Origin of the sequence: Rossellomorea sp. GAMAL-10_SWC (assembly GCF_049568075.1) — a bacterium.
Taxonomy (GTDB): Bacteria; Bacillota; Bacilli; order Bacillales; family Bacillaceae_G; genus Gottfriedia.
On the sequence record NZ_CP144911.1, the window covers coordinates 2,353,652 to 2,369,925 of the forward strand.

At 31.6% G+C, this 16,274-nt stretch carries 16 protein-coding genes and 1 other RNA gene; 6 read left to right on the plus strand and 11 right to left on the minus strand.

The window, feature by feature from the left end:
- The first annotated feature begins 75 nt into the window (after positions 1-75).
- Positions 76-696 carry an NAD(P)-dependent oxidoreductase gene (locus V5E38_RS11545; RefSeq protein ID WP_499213396.1) on the plus strand — a complete coding sequence of 207 codons (621 nt, stop codon included), beginning with the start codon at positions 76-78 and terminating at the stop codon, positions 694-696.
- 31 nt (positions 697-727) lie between these two features.
- On the opposite strand, the gene V5E38_RS11550 is transcribed toward V5E38_RS11545, so the two are convergent.
- Positions 728-2,659 (minus strand): ATP-dependent DNA helicase, encoded by a 1,932-nt coding sequence (locus tag V5E38_RS11550; protein ID WP_499213397.1) that lies wholly within the window; start codon positions 2,657-2,659, stop codon positions 728-730.
- Between the two features lie 230 nt (positions 2,660-2,889).
- Entirely contained in the window at positions 2,890-3,816 is a 927-nt protein-coding gene (locus tag V5E38_RS11555; protein ID WP_499213398.1) for a Gfo/Idh/MocA family protein, read from the minus strand.
- 171 nt (positions 3,817-3,987) lie between these two features.
- Here V5E38_RS11555 and V5E38_RS11560 point away from each other — a divergent pair, with 171 nt between their 5' ends.
- Positions 3,988-4,206, plus strand: a complete 219-nt coding sequence (locus tag V5E38_RS11560) for a hypothetical protein (RefSeq protein WP_069031943.1) — start codon at positions 3,988-3,990, stop codon at positions 4,204-4,206.
- Between the two features lie 125 nt (positions 4,207-4,331).
- Here V5E38_RS11560 and V5E38_RS11565 read toward each other — a convergent pair whose 3' ends face one another.
- From V5E38_RS11565 to V5E38_RS11580, 4 genes are all read right to left on the minus strand, one after another.
- Positions 4,332-5,483 carry a THUMP domain-containing class I SAM-dependent RNA methyltransferase gene (locus V5E38_RS11565; RefSeq protein ID WP_499213399.1) on the minus strand — a complete coding sequence of 384 codons (1,152 nt, stop codon included), beginning with the start codon at positions 5,481-5,483 and terminating at the stop codon, positions 4,332-4,334.
- Between the two features lie 150 nt (positions 5,484-5,633).
- Positions 5,634-6,019, minus strand: an RNA gene (gene rnpB, locus V5E38_RS11570) — RNase P RNA component class B.
- A 78-nt stretch (positions 6,020-6,097) separates the two neighbouring features.
- Positions 6,098-6,403: a cell division regulator GpsB gene (gene gpsB / locus V5E38_RS11575; RefSeq protein ID WP_097978859.1), complete on the minus strand. Its 306-nt coding sequence runs from the start codon at positions 6,401-6,403 to the stop codon at positions 6,098-6,100.
- Between the two features lie 107 nt (positions 6,404-6,510).
- On the minus strand, positions 6,511-7,047 hold the full coding sequence (locus V5E38_RS11580; protein WP_499213400.1) for an SLOG family protein: 537 nt from the start codon (positions 7,045-7,047) through the stop codon (positions 6,511-6,513).
- A gap of 669 nt (positions 7,048-7,716) precedes the next feature.
- Between V5E38_RS11580 and V5E38_RS11585 the strand changes: the two genes are divergently transcribed.
- Positions 7,717-8,445: a GntR family transcriptional regulator gene (locus V5E38_RS11585; protein ID WP_387326831.1), complete on the plus strand. Its 729-nt coding sequence runs from the start codon at positions 7,717-7,719 to the stop codon at positions 8,443-8,445.
- Positions 8,446-8,502: 57 nt separating this feature from the next.
- Here V5E38_RS11585 and V5E38_RS11590 read toward each other — a convergent pair whose 3' ends face one another.
- Positions 8,503-9,309 (minus strand): YppG family protein, encoded by an 807-nt coding sequence (locus V5E38_RS11590; RefSeq protein ID WP_499213401.1) that lies wholly within the window; start codon positions 9,307-9,309, stop codon positions 8,503-8,505.
- A gap of 200 nt (positions 9,310-9,509) precedes the next feature.
- Here V5E38_RS11590 and yppF point away from each other — a divergent pair, with 200 nt between their 5' ends.
- Positions 9,510-9,686 carry a YppF family protein gene (gene yppF, locus V5E38_RS11595; protein WP_084006691.1) on the plus strand — a complete coding sequence of 59 codons (177 nt, stop codon included), beginning with the start codon at positions 9,510-9,512 and terminating at the stop codon, positions 9,684-9,686.
- Between the two features lie 134 nt (positions 9,687-9,820).
- Here yppF and V5E38_RS11600 read toward each other — a convergent pair whose 3' ends face one another.
- Complete coding sequence (locus V5E38_RS11600) at positions 9,821-10,072, minus strand: hypothetical protein (protein ID WP_097978862.1); 252 nt, start codon at positions 10,070-10,072, stop codon at positions 9,821-9,823.
- 409 nt (positions 10,073-10,481) lie between these two features.
- Positions 10,482-11,492: a DUF2515 family protein gene (locus tag V5E38_RS11605; protein WP_499213402.1), complete on the minus strand. Its 1,011-nt coding sequence runs from the start codon at positions 11,490-11,492 to the stop codon at positions 10,482-10,484.
- 94 nt (positions 11,493-11,586) lie between these two features.
- Between V5E38_RS11605 and recU the strand changes: the two genes are divergently transcribed.
- Both recU and V5E38_RS11615 read left to right on the plus strand, forming a co-directional pair.
- Positions 11,587-12,198, plus strand: coding sequence for a Holliday junction resolvase RecU (gene recU, locus V5E38_RS11610; RefSeq protein ID WP_056466590.1), 612 nt, complete (start codon positions 11,587-11,589; stop codon positions 12,196-12,198).
- A gap of 50 nt (positions 12,199-12,248) precedes the next feature.
- Positions 12,249-14,981 (plus strand): transglycosylase domain-containing protein, encoded by a 2,733-nt coding sequence (locus V5E38_RS11615; protein ID WP_499213403.1) that lies wholly within the window; start codon positions 12,249-12,251, stop codon positions 14,979-14,981.
- 99 nt (positions 14,982-15,080) lie between these two features.
- Here V5E38_RS11615 and V5E38_RS11620 read toward each other — a convergent pair whose 3' ends face one another.
- Positions 15,081-15,584: a YpoC family protein gene (locus V5E38_RS11620; RefSeq protein ID WP_499213404.1), complete on the minus strand. Its 504-nt coding sequence runs from the start codon at positions 15,582-15,584 to the stop codon at positions 15,081-15,083.
- Positions 15,574-16,236 (minus strand): endonuclease III, encoded by a 663-nt coding sequence (gene nth, locus V5E38_RS11625; RefSeq protein WP_387326847.1) that lies wholly within the window; start codon positions 16,234-16,236, stop codon positions 15,574-15,576. Before nth ends, V5E38_RS11620 begins: the two co-directional genes overlap by 11 nt.
- Positions 16,237-16,274 lie beyond the last annotated feature (38 nt).

Below are 16,274 nucleotides of genomic sequence, written 5' to 3' on the forward strand. Positions count from 1 at the left end.
ATAGAATTCAAATGATTAAGTTCATATAAAAGACATATTTAACAAAAGTATTGTACAATACAGCAAGGTGATGTTATGAAAATATTATTATTAGGAGCAACCGGAAGAGTTGGTTCTTTTTTAGTGGATTTATTATTAGAAGCTAACTGTGAAGTAATTGCTTTAGTAAGAGATGAACAAAAAATAACGATTAAACATGAAGCTCTTACAGTTTTAAAAGGAAATACGCTAAATGAAAAAGATTTAAATTTAGCTTTAGAAAACGTAGATGGAGTAATTTCTGCCTTAAATACTGGAGGTGAAAATATTTTATCTAAAACAATGGGACTACTAATCCCTCTTCTTGAAAAGAAACAAATAGGTAGGATCGTTACAATTGGAACTGCAGGTATTCTACAATCAAGAGTTAATCCAACCATTCTACGCTATAAAAGCTCTGAATCAAAACGAAAATCAACAACTGCAGCAACTGATCATGAAAAAGCTTTTAACTTATTAAATGAAAGTCGGTTAAATTGGACGATTGTTTGCCCAACTTACTTACCTGATGGTCCAATAACTAAAAATATTCGTACTGAAAAGAATTATTTACCAATTGATGGCCATCGTATTACGACTGGAGAAACTGCTTTTTTCGCATTTAAAGAATTTTTCGAATGTATTTTTAGTAAATCTAGAGTTGGAATATGCAATTAAAAAAGCTAGCGTATGCTAGCTTTTTTAGCTTTTAAGATGGATTAACAGGTAAACTGTTTAAGATTTTTTCTTTCGTTTCATTGTTTAGATCATTCCCAATAAATAAAACGATTTTTCCTTTATCTTCATGACTACGGATTAGTCGTCCAATACCTTGGCGTAATCTTAATAACATATACGGCTCATCGATCTCGAAGTAAGGGTTTTGTGCATTTTGACGTTTTGATTGGAATACCGGATCATTTGGCGGGAATGGTAGAGCGTGAATAATCACTTGACTTAGTGACATGCCTTGAATATCTAATCCTTCCCATAAATGAACAGCACATAAAGACGCGCTAATATCTTCTTGGAATTTTTGTACAATTGAACTAATTTCTTCTTCACCTTCAAAGTATAAATTGAAGTCTAATTTTTCTTTCTCAACTTGCAGTTTAAACTTTTTCATTTCTTGAGTTGAATTGAAGAGAATTAATGTACTTCCGTTATTTTCCTTTAACTTCTCTATAATCTTTTCATTTTTTTCCTCAATTTTGGTTGGGTCAACTTGATTTAACTCTATTTTCATTTGTTCATCATAATCAAACGGAGAATTGACCGAAAATGATAAGTAATCTTTTATCCCTAAACTACCTGCGATATAATCAAAAGAACTATTTTGAGAAAGAGTTGCAGATGAAAATACAATCGGCATTTTTTGATTAAATACTTTTTCTTGTAAAAGCTCATTTACAGCCTTTGGCATAATGACAAGTGTTAATTCATTTTGATTATATTCAATCCATTGAATCGCTGTAATTTCATTAATAAATAAATTTAAGCAACGCTCAACATCATCTAAATGCTCATCAACAATATTTAACTGATATTCATCAATCGTGTACATTTCACTTTCAAAGACTAATTCATCACCAATGCTACTAATTTGGGACTTTAATCTCCTTGCTAACATAATTAATCTTTCATTCATATTCAGTTTAAAACGTCTAGATCCTTCAACTTCTTCGGTATTGTTATCTAATTCAAAAAAGAATTGATCGTACGTTTCTAATGTATCTTCTAGTAACTGTTGGAAGCTTTCACGCGTACCTGATTGCATTAAAAATGATAAAAATATATTTAATGTCTCTTGTTGTAGACGATAAGTTAACGATTTTTGACTTGCAAATTCAAGTAAATGTCCTTCATCAAATACTACACAGCTTGGATTAGGTAGTAATGGCAATTGACCTTCACGTTTTCTAGATTCTACCGTCCAAATATGCTCCATATAAAATTCTTGTGAGCATACAATTAGGTCAGTGGCTTTACGATAATGTTCTCTTGATAGAGTTTGTCCACATCGATGTCTTTGTTCACAAGTAGAGCAATCCTGGAAATAATCATATGAAATTGTATCCCACTCTTCATCTGTTAGATCCTTATATTCAGTACGGTCTCCATATGGAGTAAACTTTTGGAGTGTTCCATAATCATTTACAAAGCTTGGTAAATTTTCATAAACCCCTAAAACAGCATCTGATACATCAATTTCTGAACGTTGTAAATCCAATTTCTTTAAACATAAATAATTTGTAGTTGATTTTGCTAATCTAACATCAATTGACAAATTTAAAGCATTCGATAATTTTTCAATATCCCCATTTTTCTTTACTAGCTGCTCAATTAAAGATTCATCGGCACATGCGATAATAGCTGGCTTACCTGTATATCTTGCATAGCATAAACAAAATAGCAAATAGACAAACGTTTTACCTGTACCAACACCTGCTTCAGCAAAAATAACTTTCTTTTCCTTAAACGCTCTTTCAACCTGATAAGCCATAAAGATTTGCTCATCTCTTAATTCATAGCCAGCATCTGGTAATAAATCGTAAAAAACGTCCCCAATCCATTCCCCTAACTTTTCAATAAATTGGTCTTGCTTTCCTACCTCAAAAGGTAATTTAGTTGAATGACTCATTGCTACCCCCAAAATGTAAATTAAAAAGAAAAAGTCCTCTTTTGAGAACTTTAATTTTGCAAATTTATTCGATCCATTATTTTATTTAAAAATTGTCTCTACCCGCTATCATACAAAAAATGTGAGGGAAAGGCAAGGGAAATAAGGCATGATCACCAAAAGACTAAGGGAATTGGATATTTGGAACGAAAATAAATTTGCTTTAAATTCGTAAAGCTTTCTAGATAACTTTACCAGCCTTTTGCTTGCTTTATCATTTCTTCAACAATAATTTGAGATTTTAATGCTTCTTCCCCATTGATTGATGGATTTTCATCAGAATATATGCAATTGATAAAATGGTTAATACAATCCTCAAAACCTCTTTGTTTTAATGTTGATTCCCATGAAGATGAAAACGAATTATTTATTGAGTTATTTCTTTCTACTTCAAAGTTGTTCATATTTTTTACCCTTATAATCGAACCTTCAGTAATTAATTCTAAGCGCTCAAGATTTGTTCCTGCTATTCGGTGCATTACTGTATTAATTGATGTTCCTTCTATCGATTCATATTGGTGAGTAGCATACTCTAATTGATTAGTATGAGTGAGTTGAACTCTTCCATTAATCAAGTTAACTTCTCCATCTGAAAACCATCTAATCGTATCAACTAAATGTAAATAATCATCCAACATCGTAAACTCGAATGAATTAGTCCCAATTTTATTCTCTCGATGTTTTTCAAATCTGATTACCGCTATATTCTTTGCTTGTTCTTTTGCCTGCACATACATTGGACAGAATCGACGGTTGAATCCAACCATAAGTTTTCGATTTAGTTTAAAACTTAATTCAGTTAATTTTTCCGACTCTGGCAATGTAGCTGCTAGTGGTTTATCAACATATACATCTTTACCTTTATTTAATAAATACGATACAACCTCAAAATGTGAACTAGTTGTACTATGTACAAATACTGCGTCACTTTGTTCAGCAAGTAATTCCAAACTTTCAAAATCTTGAATTCGGTATTGTGAGCATATTTTCTTACGTTTTTCTTTATTTGGTGAAAATGCACCGATAAAATCCCAGTTTTCTTCTTTTGTAAGAATGGGTAGATATGCTTTTTGTGCAATATTACCTAATCCTACCATTCCAATACGTGGTTTTTTCATTTTTGATCAGTCCTTTAAATTGGCTTATTTTTCTAGATTTATTGTAACAAATCATCATTCTCCATTAAAAAGAAAAATGATTATATTTCAAAATTAACTAATGGCAATAACATTTGAATTATCGGGAAATCTATAAAATAATGATAAAAATGGTAGTTTGGAGGTGTTTATTTGTACTTATATTCTTTAATTCAGACTAATTTTGATACAAATGATGATATAAGTGTTGTAAGAGACCTTTATTTACTTCAGCATGAAAAGAGTTTCTCTAATGATGAATTCCATGATCTAGTCACTCAATATAAAAGTACTGCAGAAACGAATTGGCATGTTGCACATTTACTTGAAAAAAATCACGGTTTTAGAATTGTACCTGCAATAAATTTATAATGCTACTAAACGAATTCAATTTTTGTTCAAGTTTTCTTCGTAAAAACTTGAACAAAATACGTTATTATAAATAAAAAGGTGCCCCAATCGTCTAAATAGACATTGGGAACACCCTTTTAACCATTTTACTCTTCGATTCTTCTTGGAGGTCTTTTTCCAAAGTATTGATAATAGTCAGTTTTAATGAAACCATTAAATAATTTACGCTTCTTTGTTGCTGGTTTACCATAAAATTGTTCAAATCCCTCATGACTAGTTAGTACATACACTGACCAAGTATCTAATTTTGTAAAAACATTCCCCATATCTGAATATAACTTTTCAACGTAAGGTCGATCGTTTAATCGCTCACCATATGGTGGGTTGGTAACAACATACCCATACTCAGATCTAGTAGTAAAGTCTTTTACTTGCATTTGTTTAAAAGCAATTGAATCTGATAATCCAACTTCATCAGCATTCGCTTTTGAAACATTAATCATTCGATGATCAATATCTGATCCGATTATTTCAAGTTTTTGATCATAATTTGCTAAGTCTTCTGCTTCTTGTCTTGCTTCATTCCATCTTTTTTTACCAATCCAATGCCAATCTTCAGACGCAAAGCTTCTAAACGATCCTGGAGCGATATTATGTCCAATTAATGCAGCCTCAATTGGAATAGTACCAGATCCACAAAACGGATCAACAAAAGGTAAATCAGCATTCCAATTCGTTAGTAATATTAATGAAGCCGCAAGTGTTTCTTTTAATGGTGCTTCACCTTGATCTACTCGATATCCTCTTTTATGTAAGCCTTCACGACCAGTAGTATCAATGGTTAATGTTACGATATCTTTTAAAATAGAGACTTCCACTCGAAATAATGGACCATCTTCAATTAACATACCTTGAATATTTTGGATTGTTTTTAATTTATCAACAATTGCTTTTTTGACGATTGCTTGGCAATCTGATACTGAAAATAATTTTGATTTATGCGATTTTCCTGACACAGGAAATTGACCGTTTCTTGGGATAAACAAATGCCAAGGTAAGGCTTTTGTTTTTTCAAATAATTCATCAAAAGAGGTTGCCTTAAATTCACCAACACGTAGTTTCACTCGATCAGCTGTTCTAAGCCACAAATTCGCTTTCACAATTCCAGCTTCGTCCGCTTTAAATAATACTCGACCATTTTCAACTACTACATCTTCAAAACCTAGGCTTTTGATTTCTCTAGCAACTAGAGCTTCAATCCCCATTGCAGCAGTAGCAATTAATGTATATTTCGCCAATTTAACCACCTATCTCATTCAAATTAAGAATGAACTTTTCTTTTCATATTTTCATTTTGATTCCTATTTTCATTATGAACAATTTACGTCGAAATTACAAAAAACTCTCCATAGAATGAAGAGTTTTAAACAGTTTCATCATTTCATATGTTCTGTAAGCCATGTTCTGTACCATTCGTACTTCAAGCGGCTCTCGCCTCGTACTACTAGGTGGTAATCATCTATCTACAGAATAATCTGTCCCTTTCGCTGTTCAATTCCTTTGAAAGGATTCCCCTACCATAATTTGGGTTTCTCACTCGTGGGGTTTACCGCGTTCCACTCCTCTCATTTCTTCGAGGACTACGTCACTGTGGCACTTTAAAGGTAGTAGAACCATATCCGTAAAGGACTTAGGTCCGTTCCCTGCCGTTAGCTGATTACACAGCTACCCTATCTTATGACTTCGATAGGCACGAACACTACAGCCATCGCAGGACTGTGCGAGCATGGACTTTCCTCAACAACGTCAAGCGTTGCAGCGATTACCCGAACATATTGAAACGAACATTTATTAGTATAGTAAATTATACTTAAGTTTGCAATGCTTTCTTAAAATATAAATTAAGTTAAAATTATTCGAATAGTTTACTACCAAAGACATGCTTCTCTAAATTTGATAATCTTTTTAGAACATCAGTATTCGTATTATTAAAAGGTGAAGGCGGAGGTGTAGCTGTGTTTTTTTGATCCTCCAACAATTTTTTATACTTTGCATTTTCTTGTTGTAGGGCTACGATTTGATTTTGAAACGATTCATAATCTTTAATGACCGTGTCTAAGTATTGATCCACTTCCTCTTGATTATATCCTCGCATTGAAACTTTAAATTCTTTATTTAGGATATCTTTTATACTTAGTTTTATTTTTGTTGATTCCATGTGTGTCACCCCAAAACATTTAGAAATATTTACCTTCTATTTTTTCAAACTCTTCATAAATTGTCAATTATCTATTCTATAATTCCCTATATTTATTGTCATCATTCTCAAAATGACTCTTCTGCAATCACTTGTAAATCGTCAAATGTGATGATTTCTACAGGATAATTAAATAGTTCATTTTTCTTATATGCTAAATCATATAAATATTTAGGACTACCTTCTTTTTCATTATCGTAAAATAAAATACATCCGTCACTTTTACTAACTAAAAATTCATTTTTTGCTTTTAACTGTATTGGAGATTCGTATGGTTTTCTTGAAATTGAGTCGACGTGATCCGCCCCAATTAAGATTTCATTATAATATTCTTTATTTGCTTCATTCCAATTTTTCTCTTGATCTTCGTAGGGTGTAAAAATACCCAACTTTAATTCGGGATAATCAAGCTGAAGATCGAATACTACTTCTGCGGCCCATAATTCAGTACCCATTTGCCCTGAAATAATAATCCATTCTAGTTCATCTATAAATAAAAGTATTTTATTTTTTATTGCTTTTTTTATGTACTTAACTGCATCGTGTTTATTCGAAAAAATTCCTAATTCAAATGATTTATAACCAGATATAAGTAGTATCTTCATATTACCTCACAATAATAAATTAGGAAGAACTAAAAGTTCTTCCACAAATTTTATTTTATTAAATACTCTGCTTTATTTCAAATATTTAGTAACAAATAAATATTGTAAGTATATTTATCTCGCAAAAATCATTTATTTAAATAATATTCAAATGTAGAAATTTATATTGAGGGAATCTAATATTTAACTTTGCATTGTAGTCATAAGCTTAGTGGAAATCAACTATTAAGACCAATTTAAGATCAATATTTCAATATTTGATTGCTGCTTATAGAGGATATTTTATTCCCTTTAGATTAGTTATTGTGATAGGAATATTATTGTTAAAATTTTTTCGTCGAAATGTCGAAATTTTATGATAAAATTACATATAAAGCTTGTTTAAAACTCGTAAAAATAATTAATGTTAATGTAATTGTGAAAAAAAATAAAAAAAGTATTTTGTTCAAAATTATCCTCTCCAATATCCTAAATATACTTTAATGTCAACTTTTTTATTTTATTAGGTTTGAACATATTTCACAACAATAAAATTAATAATGATTAAAAGTTTAAATTTTCTGATTTTTGTGAGTATACACAATGATTGCCGAAAGCATTTTATTCCTTTAAAATGAGTTATGAAATCGTTTTAAATATAGATAATTAATGCAATTCAAGGAGTAAAAAATGATTAACAAAAATTCCCCAATACCAATTTATCATCAATTATTAGAATACATAAAATGTAAAATCACATCAGGTGAATACCCTGCAGATGAATTGATTCCATCAGAAAGAGAGTTTTCAGAAAAATTCCAAATATCTCGTATGACCGTTCGACAAGCATTAAATAATTTAGTTCAAGAAGGAATTGTTTACAGACAAAAAGGTAAAGGTACATTTGTTAGTCGTCAAAAAGTTGAAAAAAAAATTAGTAGATTAAATAGTTACACAGAAGAAATGATTGAGAGAGGTTTAAAACCAAGTAGTAGGTTAGTTCAATTTGATATTTTAAATTCTGATAAAGCATTATCCAATATACTAAAGATAAAAGAAAAAGATCCTATTTATTTTATAAAACGTGTCCGTTTAGCAGACTCAATTCCTATGTCGATTGAAAGTATCCACGTGTCATGCGATATTGCTCCAAACTTAAATCAAAGTGTTTTAGAAAAATCATTCTTTGATTATGTAAATGCCAATATTCCAGATCCTATTCAATATGCTGATCAATCGATTCAAGCTAGAATGCCTTCTGAAGAAGAAGCACAATTATTAGAAATACCGCCAAATTGTCCCGTATTGGCCATTTATCGTACAACATATTTAAGAAGTGGCAAAGTTTTAGAGTACGAATTGACTGTATACAGAGCCGACCGCTACAAGCTTGTACATTCTTTATCTAGAAATGATTAATCGTATAGTAGGTAAATTCTTTATACGATTTAAAAAAGCCAGGAGATCCTGGCTTTTTTATTTGAATAAAACCCCTATTTGTTTAAATAGTCCACCTACTTGATTCATCGTATTCATCATTTGACCCGCAGTAGACATCATTTTTGGGACATCGTATGAACCTGAACCATTTTTAAATTGATTTAATATTGATGAAAACTGAAATGATTGACCATTATTATTTTGCTGGTTTAATTTTTTTGGTTGTGTTGGATAAGGTGTACTAGGCGCAAACATTGGTGGAGTTGTAAATGGGCCTTGTTGTAACATTTGAGCATGTTGAGGTTGTATTGAATACTGTTGATTTTGAGGGCTGCTTAAAAAGTTCGTTTGATTACCGAATTGTGAAGAATACATTGGCATATATGGATATTGGTTTTGCATCATTCCGTAATAATTAGGATCGTATTGATACCCTTGGTTATATGAAACAGTAGGATGCTGCATTGAAAAGTGTTGTGGTGCTGCATACTGCATTTGACTTTGATCATAACTACCTGTTTGTGTTGATGGTCCCACATAAGGAGATGGCTCAATCATCTGAGATTGTTGGATTGATTGAGTTGATTGTGTTGGTTGAACTGGTTGTGTTAGTTGAGTGGATTGTGCATGGTGAGTCTGTTGCGATTGAACTGGCGATTGTAGTGTATTCATAGTATGGTTTTGGGAAAAAGGTTGAATTGTATTTCCATAATAACGCTGATTTTCATTTAATATTTGATTTATTTCTGGAAAATTAAAATTCTCATCAATCACTTGATTTTGCTTTCTAAACCATTCAAAGCTGTTATCTGAATGATTTGGAGGAAACATTTGAGATCTCATATTCTCACATCCATTATAAGTTTTCTCATTTATAAATATGTTACAAATGCCTATTCTGTTACTTCTATTATTTTATGCGCTATTTGTCATAATATGTCGGAAGTTTAAATTTTTAAAAAAATTTAAATTTTAAATATTTATGGTACATTTTATTTAGTTATACAAGTTGTTAATTAAATTTTAATGTTGGAGGGGTAATAATGACTTTACAAGAATTAAAGAGCAAGTTTATTTCATCAAAAAGTTTCGAACCAACTGACTTTAATCAATTAATGGACTTTTTACAACAAAATTACCTAAATGGTGAGGTTACTATTCAACATTACAGAGAATTAGTTAAAGAACTTGAACTATTTGGCGCTTGTAAGCCAATTTAGAAATCGGGAATATAATATTATAAGAAATAAAGCGATACACATTTACTAAATTGTAAAAGTGTATCGCTTTATTTAATTCCATTATTCTCTTATCCCTTCATTCAAATCAAATATGTTTTACTTATATATATTTATTAAATATTAAATGCTAATTGTCTTCCTAAAAATGGTGTTGAGATCCAACTACCACCCTCTTTTGCTTGACTTACTTTCTTTTCAAAATGATGAAGATGCACTGTTGTTGACTGGATCTTATTTAAAAGTAAATTCTTTTCTTCATCACATTTTTGATCAATTCTTAAAGCTAAGGAGTGCTCAATAAATTCTACCTCATTTAAAAATTCATCAATTGCTCGAAAAAATTCATCTCTTTGAATTAACTCCATACAGTTCAACTCCTCTTCCTATTTTTCTATACAGAATAAATTCAACAACAGTTCATCTACCTCCTTCCCTAGTGACAAAACTAGAACTATTTCGCTAAACAAAGTGAATAAAGGTATTTTCATCTATAATTTCGACAAAAAAACTTGTAACGTGGAACAGAATTGGGAAAGGTATATTACATGGAGGTGTTTCAAAATGGCAAAAAACAAAAATGAAAAAAAGAAAAAACAAGAAAAAAGTAAAAGTCAACAAACTGGTAATCCAAAATTAGATGGTCCTAATTTCCCTGCTACATAAATAGTGGGAAAACTGGTTTTCATCGACATACTTTCTATTGAAAATCGATTTAAAAGAAAAAAGTTAGCATTTGTGTGCTAGCTTTTTTCAGCGAAAATTTATAACCCATTTTTATTGAAAGATCGATTTCAATTTTAACAATGAACCAAGCAGCTCTTGTTTTATTAAAAAAGACTGCTTAAAACTATCTCCATTAATAACTTCCTCATATTCATACCATTCATTTAAAATTTTACTATTTGTATACCAATCATCTAGAGCAGTTCGTGTATGAGGAATTATTGGATAAACATCTCTTAATTTCGGATTATTTGAACTTGTAATTCCAACTAATCCTTCATAATCACTTCTACTGCCTGTGTGAATAGTTTGCATGGCAAAATCGATAAATTCATTGTGTAAATCCTCATGAAATAAAATGGAATATAATTGTTTACCAATTTGAATTCTTTTCGTTAAATCCTCAAATTGGTAAACACCAAGTCCATATAGTTCACCATTTCTTGTTGGAAATATAACATAACTAAGTTTTAATTGTTCCTGTAGTTTAAATGCTAAAGAATTAAAAACTTCACTTTTAAAAAATTTATTTTGAATGACTGGTCTTTCAATCATATTTTGTTCATTAATAATTAATGAATAAACTAGTCTTTTCTTATCACGATCCGTCCAATATTTCTCCCATTCAATTTCCATAAAACTAGATACTGAAAAATATTTCAATAAATAAAATAATGGCTTATTATTCACTTTTGAATATTCAAAAAGAAGTAACTGTGGGAATGCATCTAAAAAAATAATCCAATTTGCCCGTTCATATGTCATAAAAAGCTGTTTTCTTTGTTTTACACTTAGTCCATTAACGAATATTTGGTTTTCCAAATCTGTCATGTTATAGCCTGCATTACGTGACACCATACTTGCAAGAAAAGACCACTCGATTTCACTTTGTCTTAAAAAATATTCTTGGTATGCAATCGTTCTGGAAATATTATCAGCATTATATTTAACTGTTTCTTTCTTTATTAAATCAATAAGTTTTGCTTCTTCCTTTGATAAATTGTGGTGCTCTTCTCTTCTTTCTTTTATGAAACCTTTCCAGCTTTCATGGTTTGCATTCATTGACTCACCCCAAGCAATCTGGTATTTTTTTACACGAACATCTGTTTTAGTGCTATAATACAAGTTGTATGTAAATTAAGGTGGAGTTGGTTTTATGACGATAAGTTACCCAAATCGAAGAAATAATGTAGTTCAAAAAAGTCAAAAAAATAACGAAATACAAGTAAAATCAAATAATACTTATAGTAATCGCGGAATGTCCCTTGAAGATGATTTAAATGCTACTAATACGTATTATTTATCAAATAACATCGCAAACATACATAAAAAACCAACACCTGTACAAATCGTAAAAGTAGACTATCCAAAAAGAAGTGCTGCAGTGATTAGAGAAGCCTATTTTAAGCAACCATCAACTACTGACTATAATGGCATCTATAAAGGGAAGTATATTGATTTTGAAGCTAAGGAAACCAATAATAAGACTAGTTTTCCTTTACAAAATTTCCATTTACACCAAATAGAGCATATGGAAAATGTACTGAATCACGGTGGAATTTCGTTTGTCATATTAAAATTTTCATTATATAATGAAATTTATTTTATGAAAGCCACTGATATTCTTACCTTTTGGAAAAGGCAAACAGATGGTGGAAGAAAATCAATTTCTAGAGAAGAATGCAAAGAGTATGGAACGTTACTTAAACCAAGTTATCCAATCATAGTTCCTTACTTAAAATGTATCGATGAACTTTTTGTAATTTAATATTTTCATAATTTCATTAAGTTCATTTGAAAGGCAGGAGAAACAAAAAAATGGCAAAAGAGTATAGTTCACGACAAGAACGAAAACAAATGGAAATGGAAAAGCCTTCAAATGTCAAACCAAAAAAACGTGAAGGTTTATGGAAAAAGATTACTTTATCAATATTAACTTTAGCGGTACTTTGTATTCTTGGGGGTGTTGGAACTTTCTATTATTTAGTAAGTGATGCACCTAAACTTGATGAATCAAAGCTTAAAGTACCTTTATCGTCTACGATTCTAGATAAAAATGGCAATGTTATTGCTGAGCTAGGAACTGAACAAAGAACGAAAGTTTCATATAACGAGATTCCTAAAGTAGTAGAAGATGCATTTATTGCTACTGAGGACGTACGTTTTTATAAGCATAAGGGTGTTGATATCCGCCGTGTGCTTGGCGCAGTTTTAGCTAATATTACTGGTGGATTTGGATCACAAGGTGGTAGTACAATTACTCAACAAGTTGTCAAAAACTCATTCTTGTCTCCACAAAAAACAATTAAACGTAAAGTACAAGAATGGTATTTATCATTCCAGCTTGAACAAAAATATTCTAAACAACAAATTTTAGAAATGTATTTAAATAAAGTTTACTTCTCAAATGGTTTAAAAGGCCGAGGAGTTTATGGTGTAGCAAAAGCAAGTGAAACATATTTTAGTAAAGATTTATCGAAAATTACATTACCTGAAGCAGCTACACTTGCTGGTATGGTACAAAGTCCAAACAACTACAATCCAGCAAAACATCCAGCTGAATCAGAAGCTAGAAGAAATGTTGTATTAAGCCAGATGAAAAAATATGGATTTATAACGAATGAACAATATGCTAGTGCAAAAGCAATTCCAGAGAAATCAATAGTAAAAGTTCATGAAAGTGGTCAAACAAAGTATCAAGCATTCATTGATGTTGTTATGGATGAGGTAAAAAAATACGGGGATGCAGATATAAATACAGATGGACTAACAATTGAAACAACTATAGATCCAAAAGCACAAGCTAAAGCAGATGAAATTATTAATCGTGGATCTGACTTTTATCCAAGTGATGATTTCCAAACTGGTTTTGTATTAACTGACACTAAAACAGGTGAAATTAAAGCTGTAGGTGCTGGAAGAAACACAACAAGTGGTGGTTTAAATTTTGCAACAGATATTAAAAGACAACCTGGATCAACTATTAAACCAATCCTAGACTACGGTCCTGCGATCCAATATTTAAAATGGTCTACTAATCATCAACTTGTTGATGAGCCATACCAATATTCTGATGGGACACCTATTCGAAACGCTGATAAATCCTATAAAGGTAAATTATCGATTCGTAAGGCGTTAATCGGTTCAAGAAATATTCCTGCATTAAAAACTATGCAGCAAGTTGGATTAGATAAATCACGTGAATTTGGAAACGGACTTGGATTTAACTTCCAAAAGGACAGTTTTTATGAGTCTCATGCAATCGGTGGATTTACAGGTGTATCTGCAATGGATATGGCAGGTGCATATGCAGCCTTTGGTAATGGCGGTGTATATATAAAACCACATGCTGTTACAAAAATTATCTATCAAGATAAAACTGAAAAAGTATTAGCTCCTGAACCAAAACAAGCTATGAGCGATTACACTGCATATATGATTACAGATATGCTACGTGACGTTGTTAAGGCTCCAGGTGGTACTGGTGGTAGAGCTAATGTACCTGGTCTGGATATGGCAGGTAAAACTGGTACGACAAACTACCCACAAGAAGTAAAAGACAAATATGGCTTCCCTTCAAACGCAACTCGAGATAGTTGGTTTGTTGGTTATACTCCAGATGTAACTATTTCGGTATGGACTGGATATGAGAAAAATAAAGAAGGTCATTATTTAAGTAAAACATCAACAAATTTAGCTAAATATATTGCTAGAGATATGTTAGCAGCAACAGCTGATCGTTCATCTGAGTTCCATAAACCAAGTTCAGTTGTAAAAGTACAAGACGAATTATATATTAAAGGTGAAAAAATGGATGATCTACCAACACCTGATACATTAGATCCAGCTAAAAGTGTTACAGCGAAATATGATGAAAAAACGAGCAGTGTTTCATTAAATTGGCAGTATCCTTCTGAGTTACTTGCTTCTACTACTTTTGAAGTAAACTATGATATTAACGGTGTTAAAGGTCAAACTCAAAAAGTAAATGGAACATCAGCAAAAATCAATGGTATCGTCGCTGGAAACAAAGTAAAAATTACAATCGTGGCAACTAATGGCGATACTAAGAGTGCGGCGGTTACTGTTACAGTCGATTTATCTACTACCCAAGAGCCTACTACCCCACCAGCTGATAATAATGGTAATGGCAATGGTAATGGTAATGGTAATGGTAATGGTAATGGTAATGGCAATGGCAATGGCAATGGTAATGGCAATGGTAATGGCAATGGTAACGGTAACGGCACGGGTACTGGCAACGGTGACGGCACGGGTACTGGCAACGGTGACGGCACGGGTACTGGCAACGGTGACGGCACGGGTACTGGCAATGGTGATGGTACGGGTACTGGCAACGGTGACGGCACGGGTACTGGTACAGGTGATGGTGGCGGAGCTGGAGATGGTAATACAAATCCAACTACACCTCCTACTACACCAGATCCAAATAAACCTTCAAAACCAACAAATACGAATCCAACTTCGTATAACTCAGATTCATACTCTAATAATCGATTTAATAAGTTGGAACGTAATATCATTGCATAAATTAAAACCTCCTCGTTTTTTGAGGAGGTTTTTCTATGTAATTAATCTAAACATTAAGCCTAAGAATAAATGATCTACTCTAAATATAAATAAGCCTCCTCATCTTGAGGAGGTTATTTTTTGCTTATAATAAAGCTTTTCCAACTCCGTATATAAGCCAGAAAGTTGAATGAATGAGTGATAGTGATCTGGTTGATTTAATACAAAACTAATACGCTCGTCTAAATTGATTGGCTTAATCTTTAATTTATCTAACTCAAATAATAAATTATTTAAATTAAGCAGCATTTGGCCATTTATCCAAGTAAGAATTGATATAAAATTAGCTAAGCCTCTTATCATTGGTTCACTCGCAAGTTTTCGATTCCGTTGTTTAAAGTAGTTAGAAATGTGTTCAGACTCCTCTTTCCATTCATTAATCATCTCTTTAATAATTTCATCGCATTCATTCGGGATGTTAGTGCTCTTATTAACTAGAATCTGATTGCTTTCATAAAAAAACGGTTTATTTTTAATTTTAATTTCTTCATTGATTATTTGGTCATTAGCATTTTCTTTATAAAATGGCGTAACGATAAAATCCTTATAAATACTATTTGTCATTTACTTTCTTCACTTTCATACGTTTTTTTCCTTCTCTACACAGATCAAGTAAAGGACATACCTCACAACTCGGCCTTTGTGCTTTACAATGGTATCTACCAAAAAATATGAGTCGATGATGTGTTACTCCCCAGTCTTCGATTGGAACTTTTTTCATTAATGTCTCTTCTACTTCTAATACAGAATCTTTCCAACGGCATATAGCTAATCTTTTTGAAACTCTTTCAACATGAGTATCTACAGCAATTGCTGGTATATTAAATGCGACTGACATTACTACATTAGCTGTCTTTCTACCAACTCCAGGCAATTTAACGAGTTCTTCCCTAGTACGTGGAACTTCACCATTAAATTCATTAATAATCATTTCACTTAATTTTTGGATATTTTTTGCTTTGTTCCTAAAAAGTCCGATTGACCGAATATCATTTTGTAATTCCTCTAAAGTAACATTTAAATAATCCTGAGGTTCTTTATATTTTTCAAATAGATTTTTTGTTACCTTATTTACTAAAACATCAGTACATTGAGCGGATAAAGCAACCGCTACTACTAATTCAAACGGATTCTTATGGTTTAATTCACAATGTGCATCAGGGAACATATCACCAATTATATTAAGAACCTCATTTATTTGTTGTTTATTTAACATCCCAAAACACTCCTTACTAAACAAAAGCGAGGAGCATG

Coding starts and splice junctions, on each gene's coding strand:
- V5E38_RS11605 (WP_499213402.1), bottom strand. CDS start 11,492: ATGAATGCAAACCATGAAAGCTGGAAAGGTTTCATAAAAGAAAGAAGA.
- V5E38_RS11615 (WP_499213403.1), top strand. CDS start 12,249: ATGGCAAAAGAGTATAGTTCACGACAAGAACGAAAACAAATGGAAATG.
- yppF (WP_084006691.1), top strand. CDS start 9,510: ATGACTTTACAAGAATTAAAGAGCAAGTTTATTTCATCAAAAAGTTTC.
- V5E38_RS11545 (WP_499213396.1), top strand. CDS start 76: ATGAAAATATTATTATTAGGAGCAACCGGAAGAGTTGGTTCTTTTTTA.
- V5E38_RS11600 (WP_097978862.1), bottom strand. CDS start 10,072: ATGGAGTTAATTCAAAGAGATGAATTTTTTCGAGCAATTGATGAATTT.
- V5E38_RS11555 (WP_499213398.1), bottom strand. CDS start 3,816: ATGAAAAAACCACGTATTGGAATGGTAGGATTAGGTAATATTGCACAA.
- V5E38_RS11585 (WP_387326831.1), top strand. CDS start 7,717: ATGATTAACAAAAATTCCCCAATACCAATTTATCATCAATTATTAGAA.
- recU (WP_056466590.1), top strand. CDS start 11,587: ATGACGATAAGTTACCCAAATCGAAGAAATAATGTAGTTCAAAAAAGT.
- V5E38_RS11580 (WP_499213400.1), bottom strand. CDS start 7,047: ATGAAGATACTACTTATATCTGGTTATAAATCATTTGAATTAGGAATT.
- nth (WP_387326847.1), bottom strand. CDS start 16,236: ATGTTAAATAAACAACAAATAAATGAGGTTCTTAATATAATTGGTGAT.
- V5E38_RS11620 (WP_499213404.1), bottom strand. CDS start 15,584: ATGACAAATAGTATTTATAAGGATTTTATCGTTACGCCATTTTATAAA.
- V5E38_RS11550 (WP_499213397.1), bottom strand. CDS start 2,659: ATGAGTCATTCAACTAAATTACCTTTTGAGGTAGGAAAGCAAGACCAA.
- V5E38_RS11590 (WP_499213401.1), bottom strand. CDS start 9,309: ATGAGATCTCAAATGTTTCCTCCAAATCATTCAGATAACAGCTTTGAA.
- gpsB (WP_097978859.1), bottom strand. CDS start 6,403: ATGGAATCAACAAAAATAAAACTAAGTATAAAAGATATCCTAAATAAA.